This is a genomic window from Methylomonas lenta (assembly GCF_001644015.1).
Taxonomy (GTDB): Bacteria; Pseudomonadota; Gammaproteobacteria; order Methylococcales; family Methylomonadaceae; genus Methylomonas; species Methylomonas lenta.
Map to the genome: position 1 here is coordinate 1 of NZ_LUUI01000166.1, position 12,443 is coordinate 12,443.

Consider the following 12,443-nt stretch of genomic DNA (forward strand, 5'->3'; position numbering starts at 1 on the left):
AAAGCTTTTTTGCCTTATTATAAATCTCCTCTCCCCAACTCTCTCCAGCAGGAGAGGGAGCTTTTTCTTAACTTAATGGCATTGGTGCATGGAGTGCGGACATATTTACTGTGGAAGCAGGCATGGTAGACCAAAATGCTTTATCAAACTGATGGACTATTAGTTGTTAGGTTCTATGCATAGCAGCCGTTCTGTAACATTCAGGGTTTGGGTGCCGTCTTGCGCGAGCAGGAGCAACCAGCTGAGAATAGACCACGGGGGCCATAGCAAAAAAACCGCCTAAACACACAAGTGCTGATCTAAAAAACCAGAAGCGCGGGAAAAGTGTGTCCAAAGTCCGTCCAGAATGGCTGATTTGCATCATTGAGTACGAACAGAACAGGAAACAGACTGGCCTGCGCCGACAAACTGCCGTGATTATGTGCAGTGAACCGGCAAAATTCTGAAAAGAATCGAGTTTTCTTTCAGGCACTAGTTAACGTTTAATAGCTTTAACAATGACAAATTTTGCATTGCTGGCTACTTGTTCGCAATCACCAAACAGCTTTTTCAAACTCTGTTGATACTGTAAATGTCTGTTACCAATCACCCGTAATTCGCCACCTTGGCGTAACACTTGATGAGACTGCCGAAACATCTGCCAGGCAATGTGGTCACCGATAGCGTGTTGCTGGTGAAATGGCGGATTACAGATGATGCAATCGGCACTTTGATCCGCAAATCCAGTTAAACAATCGCCTGCCACAAATGTTGCCTGCCGCTTACCGGCAAATGCCTGCTCAAAATTCTGCTGCGCTGATGCAATAGCCATAAATGATTCATCAACAAAAGTAATATCTGCATCAGCTAACTGTTTGGCCAGCATCAAGCCCACAACACCGTTACCACAGCCTAAATCGATAAGCTGTCGATAATTTGTATTTTCAGGCAGATATTGCAATAACAACCGCGTGCCAATATCCAGACTATCGCGGGAAAATACATTGGCATGATTGCTGATTAGCAAATCGATATTCATGTTATTGGGAGTATTTTCCAGACGATATTGCACGGGATACGGATTAACCGGCAATGTGAGTTGAGGGTCCAAGCTGGCAAAAATTAAACGCGCTTTTTTGACCGCCAGTGAGGTTTGAGTCGGGCCTATCAATCGCTCCAAAAGCTTCCAAACACCAGCAGGTAAGGTTTTGACCATCCCAGCAACAATGATCTTACTGTTTGGCTTCAGTAAAGGCCGCAGGCTGTGCAACTGATATTCCAGCAAAGCCAGGGTCTTGGGGGCTTTAATCAATAAGTAATCAATGCCTGTCGCAGGCAGGCTCAAGCTATCGAGCAAGCTTACATTTGTCTGATCGATAGCGTTGAGTTGAAAATTGTTCAGTGTGGCTTGCTGTGATAGAAAGGAATCGGATATCGCTGTAGGCGAATGTGCATGCAAAGCCAATGTCAGCGCACCGAAGCTATCATTTAAAATGCAGAGTTGTGCATCGGCCGCAAGCCTGTCATTCGTTGCCAGATGATTTAGTAAATACTCATCTGCTGCATCCCAGGCACGCAAAAGTTCGTTTTTTCGCTGCGGCCAGCGTTTCAGTTGAAAACGACCTTGTGGCAGTTCTAATAGGGTATCCATGAATAATTCAAGTCTTAGCGACAATTTGACACGCGACGAAATGCCACATTTTCAATTACAAGCTGGTTAGATAAACTAATTGCAACTCTTGTATGCGTCCCTAACGGGAAACAGAGTTACTTCCCTCTATAAGCGGCCAGATTTCTTCTTGATCTTGGCCGTTTTTTTTGCCTACCCATTCCATACTGCCTTATCGCATAGCAAACAATCGATAAAAATTATTGCTGGATAATTCGGCAATAGCCTCGACTGTGGTATCTCGCAATTCTGCAATCTGCTCTGCCACATACCTCACATAAGTTGGGTAATTTGGCTTACCTCGATACGGAACCGGTGCCAGATAGGGCGAATCAGTCTCGATTAAAAACCGATCAGCGGGTACTTTCTTCGCTACTTCTTTGATCGCTAGAGCATTTTTAAATGTGACGATACCGGAAAAGGAAATTAAAAAATTTAAATCCAGGGCTTTTTTAGCATAAGCCCAATCCTCGGTAAAACAATGAATAATTCCGCCCACTTGATCCGCACCCTCCTGCCGTAACACATCCAGCGAATCATGTCCGGCTTCTCGCGTATGAATAATCAAGGGTTTATTCAGGGTTTTTGCCACGTTAATGTGATTTTTGAAGCGTTGATGTTGCCATTCCAGATCACCTTCACTTCGAAAGTAATCCAATCCGGTTTCGCCAATCGCAATCACTTTTTCATGTTCGGCTAACTCTAACAGTTCATCAACAGTAGGTTCCCGCCCTTCAGTCACATTTGGATGCACACCTACTGATAGGGAAATATCCTGATAGGGTTGTACCATCTGCAACATAGCGGGATATGACTCCAGATCGATAGCGATACATAACATATGTTGAATTTGCGCAGCGCGAGCTGCTTGGACAAAGGCGTCAAAGTCGTTGTTATACGGATTTAGATCGATGCGATCCAAGTGGCAATGAGAGTCGATAAACATGAATTTTAATGAGGCAGCGGACAAGCAGAATCCGGCAAAGGTTTACATAGTGTGTGTGGAGCGATCATTTTCCAAAGCGCCGGCCAAATAGGTTTCAATTTTATTACGCGCCATACCACCGTCTTGATCACTGAATTGCACACCGATACCAGGTGTTCGATAACCCTCGGCACCCAAGGGGGTTTTCCAGATGATTTTGCCTGCAATCGGCAAACGCTCAGTTTCTTCCATTAAATTCAGCAACATAAAAACCTCTTCACCCATTTCGTATTCCCGTTTAGTCGGAATAAATAGGCCGCCATTTTTGATAAACGGCATGTAGGCGGCAAAAAGTGCATTTTTGTCTTTGATAGATAAAGACAAGATACCTTGTCTTGGAGCTGATTCTGCCATGAAGTTACCGAGTATTAAGTTGTGCCCAATTAATTAACAGCTGTTCAAGTAGCAATTGTTTGTTAACTTGCTTGCTTGCTTGCGACTGAGCATTCAGCAAATTATCATAAAATTTATAAACATGCTTCAATTCTAGCCGCTCGGCAAGGGCTTGCAAGGATTTTTTCATATCCGGGTTGTGCAGTTTGTCCGCATCGGCTTGATGGGCGGATTTAATAATATCCATCACCCAAGAAGCCATCCAGGTCAAAAGCACAGCCAAATCAAGCTTATCCTGTTTTTGCCATAGTTCTGCCAAAGTCACTAAATTTTGTTTACCTTCCAAGACCTGCAACCAGTCATTAAAATATTTTTGTCTGAGATCGATAAAGTGCTGGTCAGCATACTGTTTGGCCAGTAATGGCGCACCTTGGGCAAAACGCAAAAGTAAATCATGATCTTCATTAACACCTTGCTGTTGCAACCACTGCCCAGCAAGCTGTCGGTCCGGTAGTTGACAATGCACCGATTGACATCGGCTGCGGATAGTGGCTGGCAACCGGGTAGGTTTATCTGTCAGTAAAATAAAGCTCGTACGCTCTGTAGGCTCTTCCAGGCACTTTAAAAAAGCATTCGCCGAGGCATTGTTAAGTTGATCAGCAGGCTGGATAATCACCAAACGTTGTGTATCAAATTGCGGCTTTAGCGCAAGTTTCACAATCAATTGCCGAATTTTGTCGATACCGATAGCTTTACCCGGCTCATCGGGCTCGATAAGCAAATAATCCGGATGAGTTTGTGCCCGCCATAAGTGACAGCCATGGCATGCACCACAGACTAAATGACCTGGCAAAGGATTTTGACAGAGCAAGACTTGGGCGAAAGCCTCGGCTAAATGGCGCTTACCCATGCCGGTGGCACCGGTTATCAGCAAGGCTTGTGGAATGCGCTGTTGCTCAATATAGCCAACTAGATGCTGCCAAAGTGATTGCTGCCAAGGGTAAACGATAGAACTATTTGCCATCAGGCTGTGCATAGCTTATCGATTGCCTGAGTGATCTGTGCCTGCACCTCAATCAATGGCAAACTGGCATCAATGATGCTGTAGCGATTCTGATCCAGACTAGCGCGCTCTAAATAGGCTTGCCTAACGCGCTGAAAAAAATCAACTTTCTCAGTCTCAAAGCGGTCCAGTTTGCCGCGATGCATTGCCCGGCGCATGCCTATTTCCACCGGCGCATCCAGCAATAAAGTCAGATTTGGTCGCAAACTGCCTTGCACCAGCTGTTCCAGCCAAGCAATCATATTCACATCCATATTCCGACCTCCACCTTGGTAGGCATAAGTAGCATCGGTAAAGCGATCGCAAAGTACCCAACGCCCTTGTTGCATAGCCGGTAATATTACATGCTGAATATGTTGCGCACGCGCGGCAAACATAAGTAGTAATTCAGCCTGAGACGTGATCAATTCGTCACTTTTTTCCAACAGCAATTTACGAATTCTTTCCGCCAACTCGGTACCTCCCGGCTCGCGGGTAATAACAACCTCTATCTGCCGTTCCAGCAATATTTGTTCAATAAATTGCAAATTAGTGGATTTACCAACGCCTTCCCCGCCTTCCAGAGTGATGAATCGACCCAATTTCATCGTTGATATAGCGCAACATATTTGACATGGGTACTGTATTCCGCCGAAAAGGCATGCCGACCATGACCTCGCGCCACAAAGAACAATTCATCGCCATCAGCAGGATGTAAAGCAGCATGAATAGCCGCTTTGCCTGGCATGGAGATCGGGGTTGGCGGCAAACCATTGTTTACATAAGTATTGTAAGGTGTGGGTTCCCGCAAATCTCGCTTGTGGATATTTCCCCGATACTTATCACCCATGCCATATATGACTGTCGGATCGGTTTGCAAGCGCATGCCCTTTTTTAATCGGCGACTGAATACACCAGCAATTTTTTTTCGCTCTTCTACTGCGGCGGTTTCTTTTTCGATGATAGACGCCAAAATCAATGCCTCATACGGGCTTTCCAGCGGCACGTCCTGATCGCGCTTTTGCCATTCAGCCACCAATAGACGCTGCATTTTGTCGTGAGCACGCTTGAGTAATTCCAAGTCTGAACTATTTTTTTCAAAATAATAGGTATCCGGGAAAAACAAGCCTTCAGGATGCGATTTATCGGAGCCAAGTTGCTCCATGACGCTTGCCAACTCTTCGTCAGTCAAGGTGTGCTGTAGATTGGGATTGTCTTGAATAGCCTGGAAAACTTTCTTGAAGCTCCAACCTTCCGGAAAGGTGATGGTGTATTGTCGCGTGCTGCCATCCTCCAACAGCGCCAAAATATCAGCTGCGGTGGCATCTTTATCCAACACGTATTCGCCCACTTTCAACGTCCGATCCAGATCGGAACGATAGGCATACAACTTAAACCAAAATGGATTTATAGCTATGCGTTGATCACGCAAATTTTTGATAACGCTTTCCAGCGTATCGCCTCTTTTAATGTCTAAGGTAGTTTTACTGAACACCACCGGTTTTTTCTGCAGGATGTGATGATACATCCCTCCCCAAATCAATAGCAGGCCTAACACCATCAGGGTAGTAAATGCGACTATGCTTCTAGTCATAATTTTAATTCCTCTGTACGTGCCTCCGCATACCATTGCTGCATACGGCGGGTGATCCGGCCCACCTTAAAGCACTGTTGATCAAGCTGTTTTACTGGCCAAATACCTATCACCGAATTGGTGACAAAAACTTCATCTGCCTCTAAAACACGGGTCTTATCGAATTGCTTTTCAACGATTCCTATTTGGTTGTATTGTGCCAAGCTTACCACTTTTTGTCGCACAATCCCAACAATGCCGCAATAAGTGAGCAGCGGCACATACAAAACGCCATCTTTTACAAAGAAAAGATTGCTCATAGTGCCCTCAACCACATGCCCATCGTAGTCAAGCATCAGGCCTTCTTGAATGGCATCACCCTGCCATTCCGCCCTGGCTAGAATCTGTTCCAAGCGGTTCATATGTTTAATGCCGGCCAGCACCGGATTACTCGCTAATCGCTGCTGACAAAAGCGCAACACGACTCCATCAGTCTGAAAATTTGCCGGGTATTCCGGAAAGGGGTGCAGGCTTAATAGACGGGTGGGCACAATCGAATCGGGCTGCCGGTAACCCCGCCCCCCTGAACCGCGAGTAACGATAATTTTCAGCACCGCCGTATCGGAGCCTTCACAGAGCTGTTTAACTTCAGCTTTTAACTGGTCTTGCTCGGGATATGGAATAAACAAGCGCTGGCAACCCGCTCTTAAACGATCTAAGTGTTGTTGCAAAAATAGCGGCTTGCCTTGATAGACTGCGATAGTTTCAAACAAACCATCGCCATATTGAAAGCCTCGATCAGAGACATCGACACAATGCCTGCGCTCGCCATTTAACAAGAACATGGGCAGACACTGTGTAGAAAAGTAGTTTTATTGGTAGCGCTTGAACACTAATGTGCCATTGGTGCCACCAAAACCAAAGGAATTGGAGACAGCCACATCAATTTTCATATTCCGAGCAATATTGGGCACGAAATCCAGATCGCATTCAGGATCGGGATTTTCCAAATTAATCGTGGGTGGGGCGATTTGGTCCTGAATAGCCAGCGAAGTCAGCACGGCTTCAATGCCGCCGGCAGCACCCAATAAATGACCAATCATGGATTTGGTGGAACTGATGGCCACTTTATAAGCATGATCACCTAGCGCCGTTTTCATCGCATGGGTTTCACCGACGTCGCCTGCTGGGGTCGAGGTACCATGCGCATTGATGTAATCTACATCCTCCACATTCAGCTTGGCATCGCGCAAGGCATTACGCATACAACGCGCAGCGCCTTCACCACCCATAGATGGTGAAGTAATGTGATAGGCATCGCCGCTCATCCCGTAACCCACCAACTCGGCGTATATTTTGGCTCCACGCGCCAAGGCGTGTTCAAGCTCTTCCAAGACCACCACACCCGCGCCATCGCTGAGTACAAAACCATCGCGATCTCTGTCCCATGGACGACTGGCAGCCTGGGGATCATCATTGCGGCGCGACAAGGCTTTAGCCGAAGCAAACCCGCCCATGGCTGTCGGCGATGTAGTGCAGCGCTCGGCGCCACCTGCCACCATCACATCGGCATCGCCGTATTTAATCAGACGAGCTGCGTCACCAATATTATGTGTACCGGTCGTACAAGCCGTGACGATAGCAAAATTAGGTCCTCTCAAACCATATTTGATCGAAAGGTTGCCGGAAATCATATTGATAATATTACCCGGCACAAAAAAGGGTGAAATTTTGCGCGGACCGCCAGCAACATAGGTTGCGTAGCATTCTTCGATACCGGTGATACCACCAATACCTGCACCGATGGCCACGCCGATACGTTCAGCATTTTCTTCAGTGACTTCGATACCTGAGTCTTCGAATGCTTGACAACCAGCTGCAATACCATAATGCACAAAGCCATCCATGCGCTTGGCATCTTTTTCTGAAATGTAATCGCCAATATTAAAATTTCTGATTACACCGCCAAAAGTGGTGGCGAAACTTGAAATATCAAACGAATCGATAGCACTTATACCGCTTTTACCGTTAACAATTCCATTCCATGTATCGGCAACATTATTTGCTAAGGGCGTTACAGCCCCTAAGCCCGTTATTACAACTCGACGTGTACTCACAGTAACTACCGTTTCAGTTAGAAGACAATCAGAGGGGAAAGGGATACGGGCTAATGGGGACCACTAGCCCGGGAACATCTTATTGCAGATTGGCGTTAACGTAGTCAATTGCCAATTGCACAGTGGTGATTTTTTCAGCTTCTTCGTCTGGAATTTCACACTCAAATTCTTCTTCCAGAGCCATGACGAGTTCAACTGTGTCTAAAGAATCCGCACCAAGATCATCAACAAAAGACGCATCATTTGCGATTTCTTCCTTTACGCCTAATTGCTCTGCGACAATCTTTTTTACCCGTTCTTCGATATTACTCATATTTTATTCCTCGAACAATGCGAACGCTTAGCTAAAAGCACCCACCTTATCTTTAGTGTTGTATTGTTAATTTGAAATCTCGTCACCGGCAGCACCTAACGACTTGATGGATTATACTTGATGTTCTAAAAATTTCACAACATTAGCAGCGATAAACGCCAACAAGGCCATTTAGGTTTTAGAACTCAAACTTTTAATAATTTCCTCTAGCGGCACTAAATTGAGTTTGATTCTGAACAACAGCTCCCTATTTTCCAGCATCCCAAAGCACTCGTATGTACGCAACATGACACTAGTGTGATTCAAAGTATTTTTTTTGGATTCGGGTAACTGCTTAACCAAAATATGCAATTTGTCATTATTTTTTACTTGCGACAAATGCTGCCTATCAACAGAAAACTCATGCGAAGTGTAAACCATAGGATTGCGTTTGAAGTCATGACTTTCCATTTGCGCCTTTTCCAGCAAAGCACCTGATGTCAAACTGCATGGAAACACTTCCGGATAATACGCCATATGCGACAACTCATCGAAATAATCCGATTGCTCAGCTAGAGAGCCTGACAAAAAATTTTTAACATTGCCGTTAGTCATCCATTTACGCTTTAGAAAAAATTCAGTGCCCGGCACCATCTTTTTATCCGGAACCTCATTAAGATCAGGCAAACCGGATAAATCAGTGTCCGCCAGAAACAAAGGCGCTTTGGTTTCTTTTTTATGTCCCAACAAAATAGTTTTACCCTGCGATTTGATAGCAATCCGGTTGCTCAGGCTCAAATCCGGAATAGTCTTGATGAGGGTTTTCTTAATATCCAGTGAAAACTCCTGCCTAGGCCGCAGAGCATTCACAAAGGTAATCTGGTAGTTACTAAATCGCAACTGATTCTCGGCAATGATATCCAGCTCATGCTGCGCCTCCCTATAAAGCTTCATTTGATGCTCAATCAAGGTATTAAGCTGAAAGCCCAACACAATTGGCCCTTTGAAAGGGTTATGCGTTACCTGTAACCATTTGTGCTTGTCATGGAAGAGATTAAAATCATCGGAAGCCGCACGCGCCACCTCGATATGGATTTGTTCAAAGATAAACTGATTTTCTTTCATTGATAATGACAATAACGTTAGGGATAAGCTCAGCCAATACGAAATGAGCTCCCTACAAAATATACACTACGGCACTGTAGTACATAAATTATCCCTAGAGACTTCTCAAATCCTACAGCAATCAGTATTCCACAAAATCAGCTTATCTTTAAGCTCTCAGCGCAAATTAACCTGTCGACGCCAGTTATTGCATAAGTGACTTTAGGGCTGCTCGCTCGCCCGACACAAAACAAGCTTACGCCAAAACAGTCAAACTTTAACGAAACCAGGATTAAAGCAAACAGTGCCCGGGCATTTTTGAAAATGCTTGACCAAAGTAGTCGGAAATAGAGAACCAACTAAATCAATACTTGAAATGTTCCCTCAGCATGGTAACTTTACCGCTCTGGCTATAATAATAATTACTGTAGAGGACAAATTAAATGAGTATTGATGACAACACTAACGAATCAGAAAACCTGAACCCAGAAGAAGAAACCGGGCAACCCAGCAACTCCGAAACCCCAGAGCAACCTAGCGACAACCTTGCTTCAGCAAAAAATGCAGCCAGTGGAATCGTAGCTAAACTGCTCGAGCTTAAAGAATCCAACCCCAAAGTTTTCTTTGGCGGTGTAGGCGCAGTCACCCTTATTATTCTATTTTTAGCTATGTCCGGCGGCTCTGACACTAAATTACCTGTCCACAAAACAGCAACCATTGTCGCTGGACAAAATTATGTGCTAAAAAGCGCCAACGCTTACGACCCCTCCTCCACTATCCGCCTAGTCTCAGTTCCCGGTTCTATGGCTGCCTATGATGACACTGAAGAATCAGACAGAGAAGGTGGTTGCAAACACATGCCGCAAGGCACTCCAGTAAAAGCTATTCAGTCACAAGATGCGTATGGCAAAAAAGACGTATTCGTTGAAGTTGAAATGACAACTGGAGAATGCTTAGGTCAACGCGGCTGGGCATTAGCCATTGATCTACAATAAATCAAAAAAAACATTGACTGCTAATTTTTTTTGATTATAATACACGAATCGAAAGCAAAGCGGGAATAGCTCAGTGGTAGAGCACAACCTTGCCAAGGTTGGGGTCGCGAGTTCGAGCCTCGTTTCCCGCTCCATATTCAAAAAAGCCGCGATTTACGCGGCTTTTTTATTTCAGTCAAAGGCTGCGTAGCAAAGTGGTTATGCAGCGGCCTGCAAAGCCGTACACGCCGGTTCGATTCCGGCCGCAGCCTCCATAGACGATTCAATACAGTTCAACAGAATTCAGAAACCCGCTAAGCCATATGGCTTAGCGGGTTTTTTTATTGTCCAACGTACACCAGTAACATTCAATTACATCTTGCAATTTGTGCAGTAAGTTTTACAGTAACAACAAAAAATCACTGTTACTGCAAATGGCTAAAGAATTACTGAATGATGTTACCACTCGCAATGCCAAACCAACCGACAAAGATCAACGCTTTAATGACGGCAGTGGCTTGTATCTACTCTTAAAATCAAACGGTGCCAAATGGTGGCGCTTTGACTACACCATAAGCGGTAAGCGAAAAACGCTGTCCCTCGGAACCCACCCTGTTACCACTTTAGCCAATGCGAGAATCAAAGCAACAGAAGCAAGAAATTGCGTGGCAAATGGTACCGACCCCAGCTCTATTCGAAAGGAAACAAAAACAGCGCAAAAAATTGAAATCGAAAACACCAAACGACTCGAAGCCGGTCTTACCATCATTGACAGCTTTGTGTTGGCGCCGATTGAAAATTGACCAGGGGAAATTGTGTTTCAGCGTACACCACCGCATCCGATTAGTCGACCCGACTGCGGTGGTTTTAATGCCTTTTTTGATTGAAAGTCAGTTCTAAAATTGAGAACAATTCATTTTATTCTTGCGCGCCAGTTTCTATCCTTTCAATAATCGGCTGTGCCTGTTTTATCGATTCTCTGGACTGGATGCGCTGCTTGGCAATGGCGCTGCTTTGCTTAAAGCGGAAAGAGTCATTGCCGGTTTCGATGATATGGCAATGATGCGTCAGTCGATCCAGTAATGCCGTGGTCAGCTTGGCATCGATAAAGACATTGCTCCATTCCGAGAAGCTCAGATTGGTGGTGATAATGACGCTGATGCGTTCGTAAAGTTTTGAAAGCAAATGGAATAGCAGTGCGCCGCCGGCCTGTGAAAAGGGCAAATAACCTAATTCATCCAGAATCACCAAATCCACCTGCATCAGACTGAGCGCCAAGCGACCTTGTTTGCCAGAGGCTTTCTCCAGCTCCAAGGCATTGACCAATTCAAAGGTGGAATACCCACAGGGCATAAATAGAAGCGGACCCGTTTGCCGTGATGCTGAATGCCGGAAACACCCAGGGCTGTGGCGAGATGGGTTTTGCCGGTACCGGTGCCACCGACCAGGACCAGATTCTGTGCGGCATCGGTAAATGTCAGCGTGGCCAGTTGCTGAATCAGCGATCGATCGACCTTGGATTGTTCGAAATCAAAGCCCAACAAATCCCTGTGGATGGGAAATTTAGCGGATTTCATCTGGTAACGGATCGTGCGGATACTGCGGTCGGCGGCTTCTGCCTTCAATAATTGCTGGAGTAAACAGGTCGTGGCATCCTGAAATTCGCCGGTGCCGGATAAATGGGGGGATAGGTTGTTGGATTGGATATCGGCATAACAGTCTGCCATGCCATACAACTTGAGGGTCTTGAGCTGGCTAATGATGTCATTCACAGCATCACCTCTTGTGCGAGTTGATCAGACTCTGGCGCATGCTCATGCAGACTATCATAGCGGGCTGTATCAGCGAGGGGCTCTACGCTAAGTGTTAGCGTGGTTTCCACGGGTGCCGGGATCGGTAAGTCCTTCAGTCGAGAGAGCGCATTCAGCACCTGTTCGAGACTGGTAACGCCCGAATCCAAGACCTGTTTGACAGCCGCCAATACGGTTTCTAAACCATGGCCCGGCACAGCGGCCAACACTTTTGCCATGATCCGATCGCCTTGTTGTCGTTCGCGGTGCCGTAATGCGGATTGTAACTGGATTAACAGCAACGGCATTTCGGCACTTGTGCCCTTTGGGTAAAGGGCGCACCGTTGCGCAAGGCGCCCGGTTTTCGCTCAATCAACGGAATATAGTGTTGCCAGTCGTAACTGACCTGATCACGGGACAGCAAGCGTGGATGACTCGCCACGATAGCCTGTTCGCTACAGATAGCCAGTCGATCGGCATACAGTCGAACAGTGGCCTTGCTGTTGGCCAGATGACAGGGCACCGAATATTGATTACGGTCTACCGTCACCAGACAGGTACTGGAGAGTAAGCGCCCTTAAATCC

General features: G+C 45.9%; 14 protein-coding genes, 2 tRNA genes and 1 pseudogene. 4 read left to right on the top strand and 13 right to left on the bottom strand.

The genetic code is table 11. The features are described from left to right. Positions 1–475: 475 nt before the first annotated feature. The 10 genes from A1359_RS21190 to A1359_RS21235 form a co-directional block, all read right to left on the bottom strand. Complete coding sequence (locus tag A1359_RS21190) at positions 476–1,630, bottom strand: methyltransferase (RefSeq protein WP_066988146.1); 1,155 nt, start codon at positions 1,628–1,630, stop codon at positions 476–478. 190 nt (positions 1,631–1,820) lie between these two features. Beyond that, positions 1,821–2,594: a TatD family hydrolase gene (locus tag A1359_RS21195; RefSeq protein ID WP_066988150.1), complete on the bottom strand. Its 774-nt coding sequence runs from the start codon at positions 2,592–2,594 to the stop codon at positions 1,821–1,823. 42 nt (positions 2,595–2,636) lie between these two features. Continuing rightward, positions 2,637–2,987 (bottom strand): PilZ domain-containing protein, encoded by a 351-nt coding sequence (locus tag A1359_RS21200; RefSeq protein WP_066988152.1) that lies wholly within the window; start codon positions 2,985–2,987, stop codon positions 2,637–2,639. Positions 2,988–2,991: 4 nt separating this feature from the next. Next, positions 2,992–3,990: a DNA polymerase III subunit delta' gene (locus A1359_RS21205; protein ID WP_066988173.1), complete on the bottom strand. Its 999-nt coding sequence runs from the start codon at positions 3,988–3,990 to the stop codon at positions 2,992–2,994. Further along, a complete protein-coding gene (tmk, locus tag A1359_RS21210; RefSeq protein ID WP_066988154.1) occupies positions 3,990–4,616 on the bottom strand; it encodes a dTMP kinase in 627 nt (208 codons plus the stop codon). The genes A1359_RS21205 and tmk overlap by 1 nt, the downstream gene beginning before the upstream one ends. Continuing rightward, positions 4,613–5,602 carry an endolytic transglycosylase MltG gene (gene mltG / locus A1359_RS21215; protein ID WP_066988156.1) on the bottom strand — a complete coding sequence of 330 codons (990 nt, stop codon included), beginning with the start codon at positions 5,600–5,602 and terminating at the stop codon, positions 4,613–4,615. Before mltG ends, tmk begins: the two co-directional genes overlap by 4 nt. Further along, positions 5,599–6,426, bottom strand: coding sequence for an aminodeoxychorismate lyase (gene pabC / locus A1359_RS21220; protein WP_066988158.1), 828 nt, complete (start codon positions 6,424–6,426; stop codon positions 5,599–5,601). The genes mltG and pabC overlap by 4 nt, the downstream gene beginning before the upstream one ends. Before the next feature lie 27 nt (positions 6,427–6,453). Then, on the bottom strand, positions 6,454–7,698 hold the full coding sequence (gene fabF / locus A1359_RS21225) for a beta-ketoacyl-ACP synthase II (RefSeq protein WP_066988159.1): 1,245 nt from the start codon (positions 7,696–7,698) through the stop codon (positions 6,454–6,456). 79 nt (positions 7,699–7,777) lie between these two features. Next, on the bottom strand, positions 7,778–8,011 hold the full coding sequence (gene acpP / locus A1359_RS21230; protein WP_066988161.1) for an acyl carrier protein: 234 nt from the start codon (positions 8,009–8,011) through the stop codon (positions 7,778–7,780). A 171-nt stretch (positions 8,012–8,182) separates the two neighbouring features. Beyond that, on the bottom strand, positions 8,183–9,115 hold the full coding sequence (locus tag A1359_RS21235) for a hypothetical protein (protein WP_066988163.1): 933 nt from the start codon (positions 9,113–9,115) through the stop codon (positions 8,183–8,185). A 422-nt stretch (positions 9,116–9,537) separates the two neighbouring features. On the opposite strand from A1359_RS21235, the gene A1359_RS21240 reads away from it, so the two are divergent. From A1359_RS21240 to A1359_RS21255, 4 genes are all read left to right on the top strand, one after another. After that, positions 9,538–10,089, top strand: a complete 552-nt coding sequence (locus A1359_RS21240) for a hypothetical protein (protein WP_066988165.1) — start codon at positions 9,538–9,540, stop codon at positions 10,087–10,089. A 59-nt stretch (positions 10,090–10,148) separates the two neighbouring features. Continuing rightward, positions 10,149–10,223, top strand: a tRNA-Gly gene (locus A1359_RS21245). Between the two features lie 46 nt (positions 10,224–10,269). Continuing rightward, positions 10,270–10,343 (top strand) — tRNA-Cys (locus A1359_RS21250). Positions 10,344–10,502: 159 nt separating this feature from the next. After that, positions 10,503–10,871 (top strand): Arm DNA-binding domain-containing protein, encoded by a 369-nt coding sequence (locus A1359_RS21255; RefSeq protein WP_083960756.1) that lies wholly within the window; start codon positions 10,503–10,505, stop codon positions 10,869–10,871. Between the two features lie 115 nt (positions 10,872–10,986). Here the strand turns inward: A1359_RS21255 and istB are convergent. The 3 genes and pseudogenes from istB to A1359_RS22945 form a co-directional block, all read right to left on the bottom strand. Beyond that, positions 10,987–11,795: pseudogene (istB, locus tag A1359_RS21260) on the bottom strand (IS21-like element helper ATPase IstB). Between the two features lie 41 nt (positions 11,796–11,836). Next, complete coding sequence (locus A1359_RS22940; RefSeq protein WP_066988169.1) at positions 11,837–12,166, bottom strand: hypothetical protein; 330 nt, start codon at positions 12,164–12,166, stop codon at positions 11,837–11,839. Next, a complete protein-coding gene (locus A1359_RS22945; RefSeq protein ID WP_066988171.1) occupies positions 12,151–12,408 on the bottom strand; it encodes a Mu transposase domain-containing protein in 258 nt (85 codons plus the stop codon). The genes A1359_RS22940 and A1359_RS22945 overlap by 16 nt, the downstream gene beginning before the upstream one ends. Positions 12,409–12,443: the final 35 nt, after the last annotated feature.

What these genes read in the sequence shown, in the direction of transcription:
- pabC (WP_066988158.1), bottom strand. Translation starts at nt 6,426, where the DNA reads ATGTTCTTGTTAAATGGCGAGCGCAGGCATTGTGTCGATGTCTCTGAT.
- A1359_RS21255 (WP_083960756.1), top strand. Translation starts at nt 10,503, where the DNA reads ATGGCTAAAGAATTACTGAATGATGTTACCACTCGCAATGCCAAACCA.
- A1359_RS21205 (WP_066988173.1), bottom strand. Translation starts at nt 3,990, where the DNA reads ATGGCAAATAGTTCTATCGTTTACCCTTGGCAGCAATCACTTTGGCAG.
- A1359_RS21240 (WP_066988165.1), top strand. Translation starts at nt 9,538, where the DNA reads ATGAGTATTGATGACAACACTAACGAATCAGAAAACCTGAACCCAGAA.
- mltG (WP_066988156.1), bottom strand. Translation starts at nt 5,602, where the DNA reads ATGACTAGAAGCATAGTCGCATTTACTACCCTGATGGTGTTAGGCCTG.
- A1359_RS22940 (WP_066988169.1), bottom strand. Translation starts at nt 12,166, where the DNA reads ATGCCGTTGCTGTTAATCCAGTTACAATCCGCATTACGGCACCGCGAA.
- A1359_RS21190 (WP_066988146.1), bottom strand. Translation starts at nt 1,630, where the DNA reads ATGGATACCCTATTAGAACTGCCACAAGGTCGTTTTCAACTGAAACGC.
- acpP (WP_066988161.1), bottom strand. Translation starts at nt 8,011, where the DNA reads ATGAGTAATATCGAAGAACGGGTAAAAAAGATTGTCGCAGAGCAATTA.
- tmk (WP_066988154.1), bottom strand. Translation starts at nt 4,616, where the DNA reads ATGAAATTGGGTCGATTCATCACTCTGGAAGGCGGGGAAGGCGTTGGT.
- A1359_RS21195 (WP_066988150.1), bottom strand. Translation starts at nt 2,594, where the DNA reads ATGTTTATCGACTCTCATTGCCACTTGGATCGCATCGATCTAAATCCG.
- A1359_RS21200 (WP_066988152.1), bottom strand. Translation starts at nt 2,987, where the DNA reads ATGGCAGAATCAGCTCCAAGACAAGGTATCTTGTCTTTATCTATCAAA.
- A1359_RS21235 (WP_066988163.1), bottom strand. Translation starts at nt 9,115, where the DNA reads ATGAAAGAAAATCAGTTTATCTTTGAACAAATCCATATCGAGGTGGCG.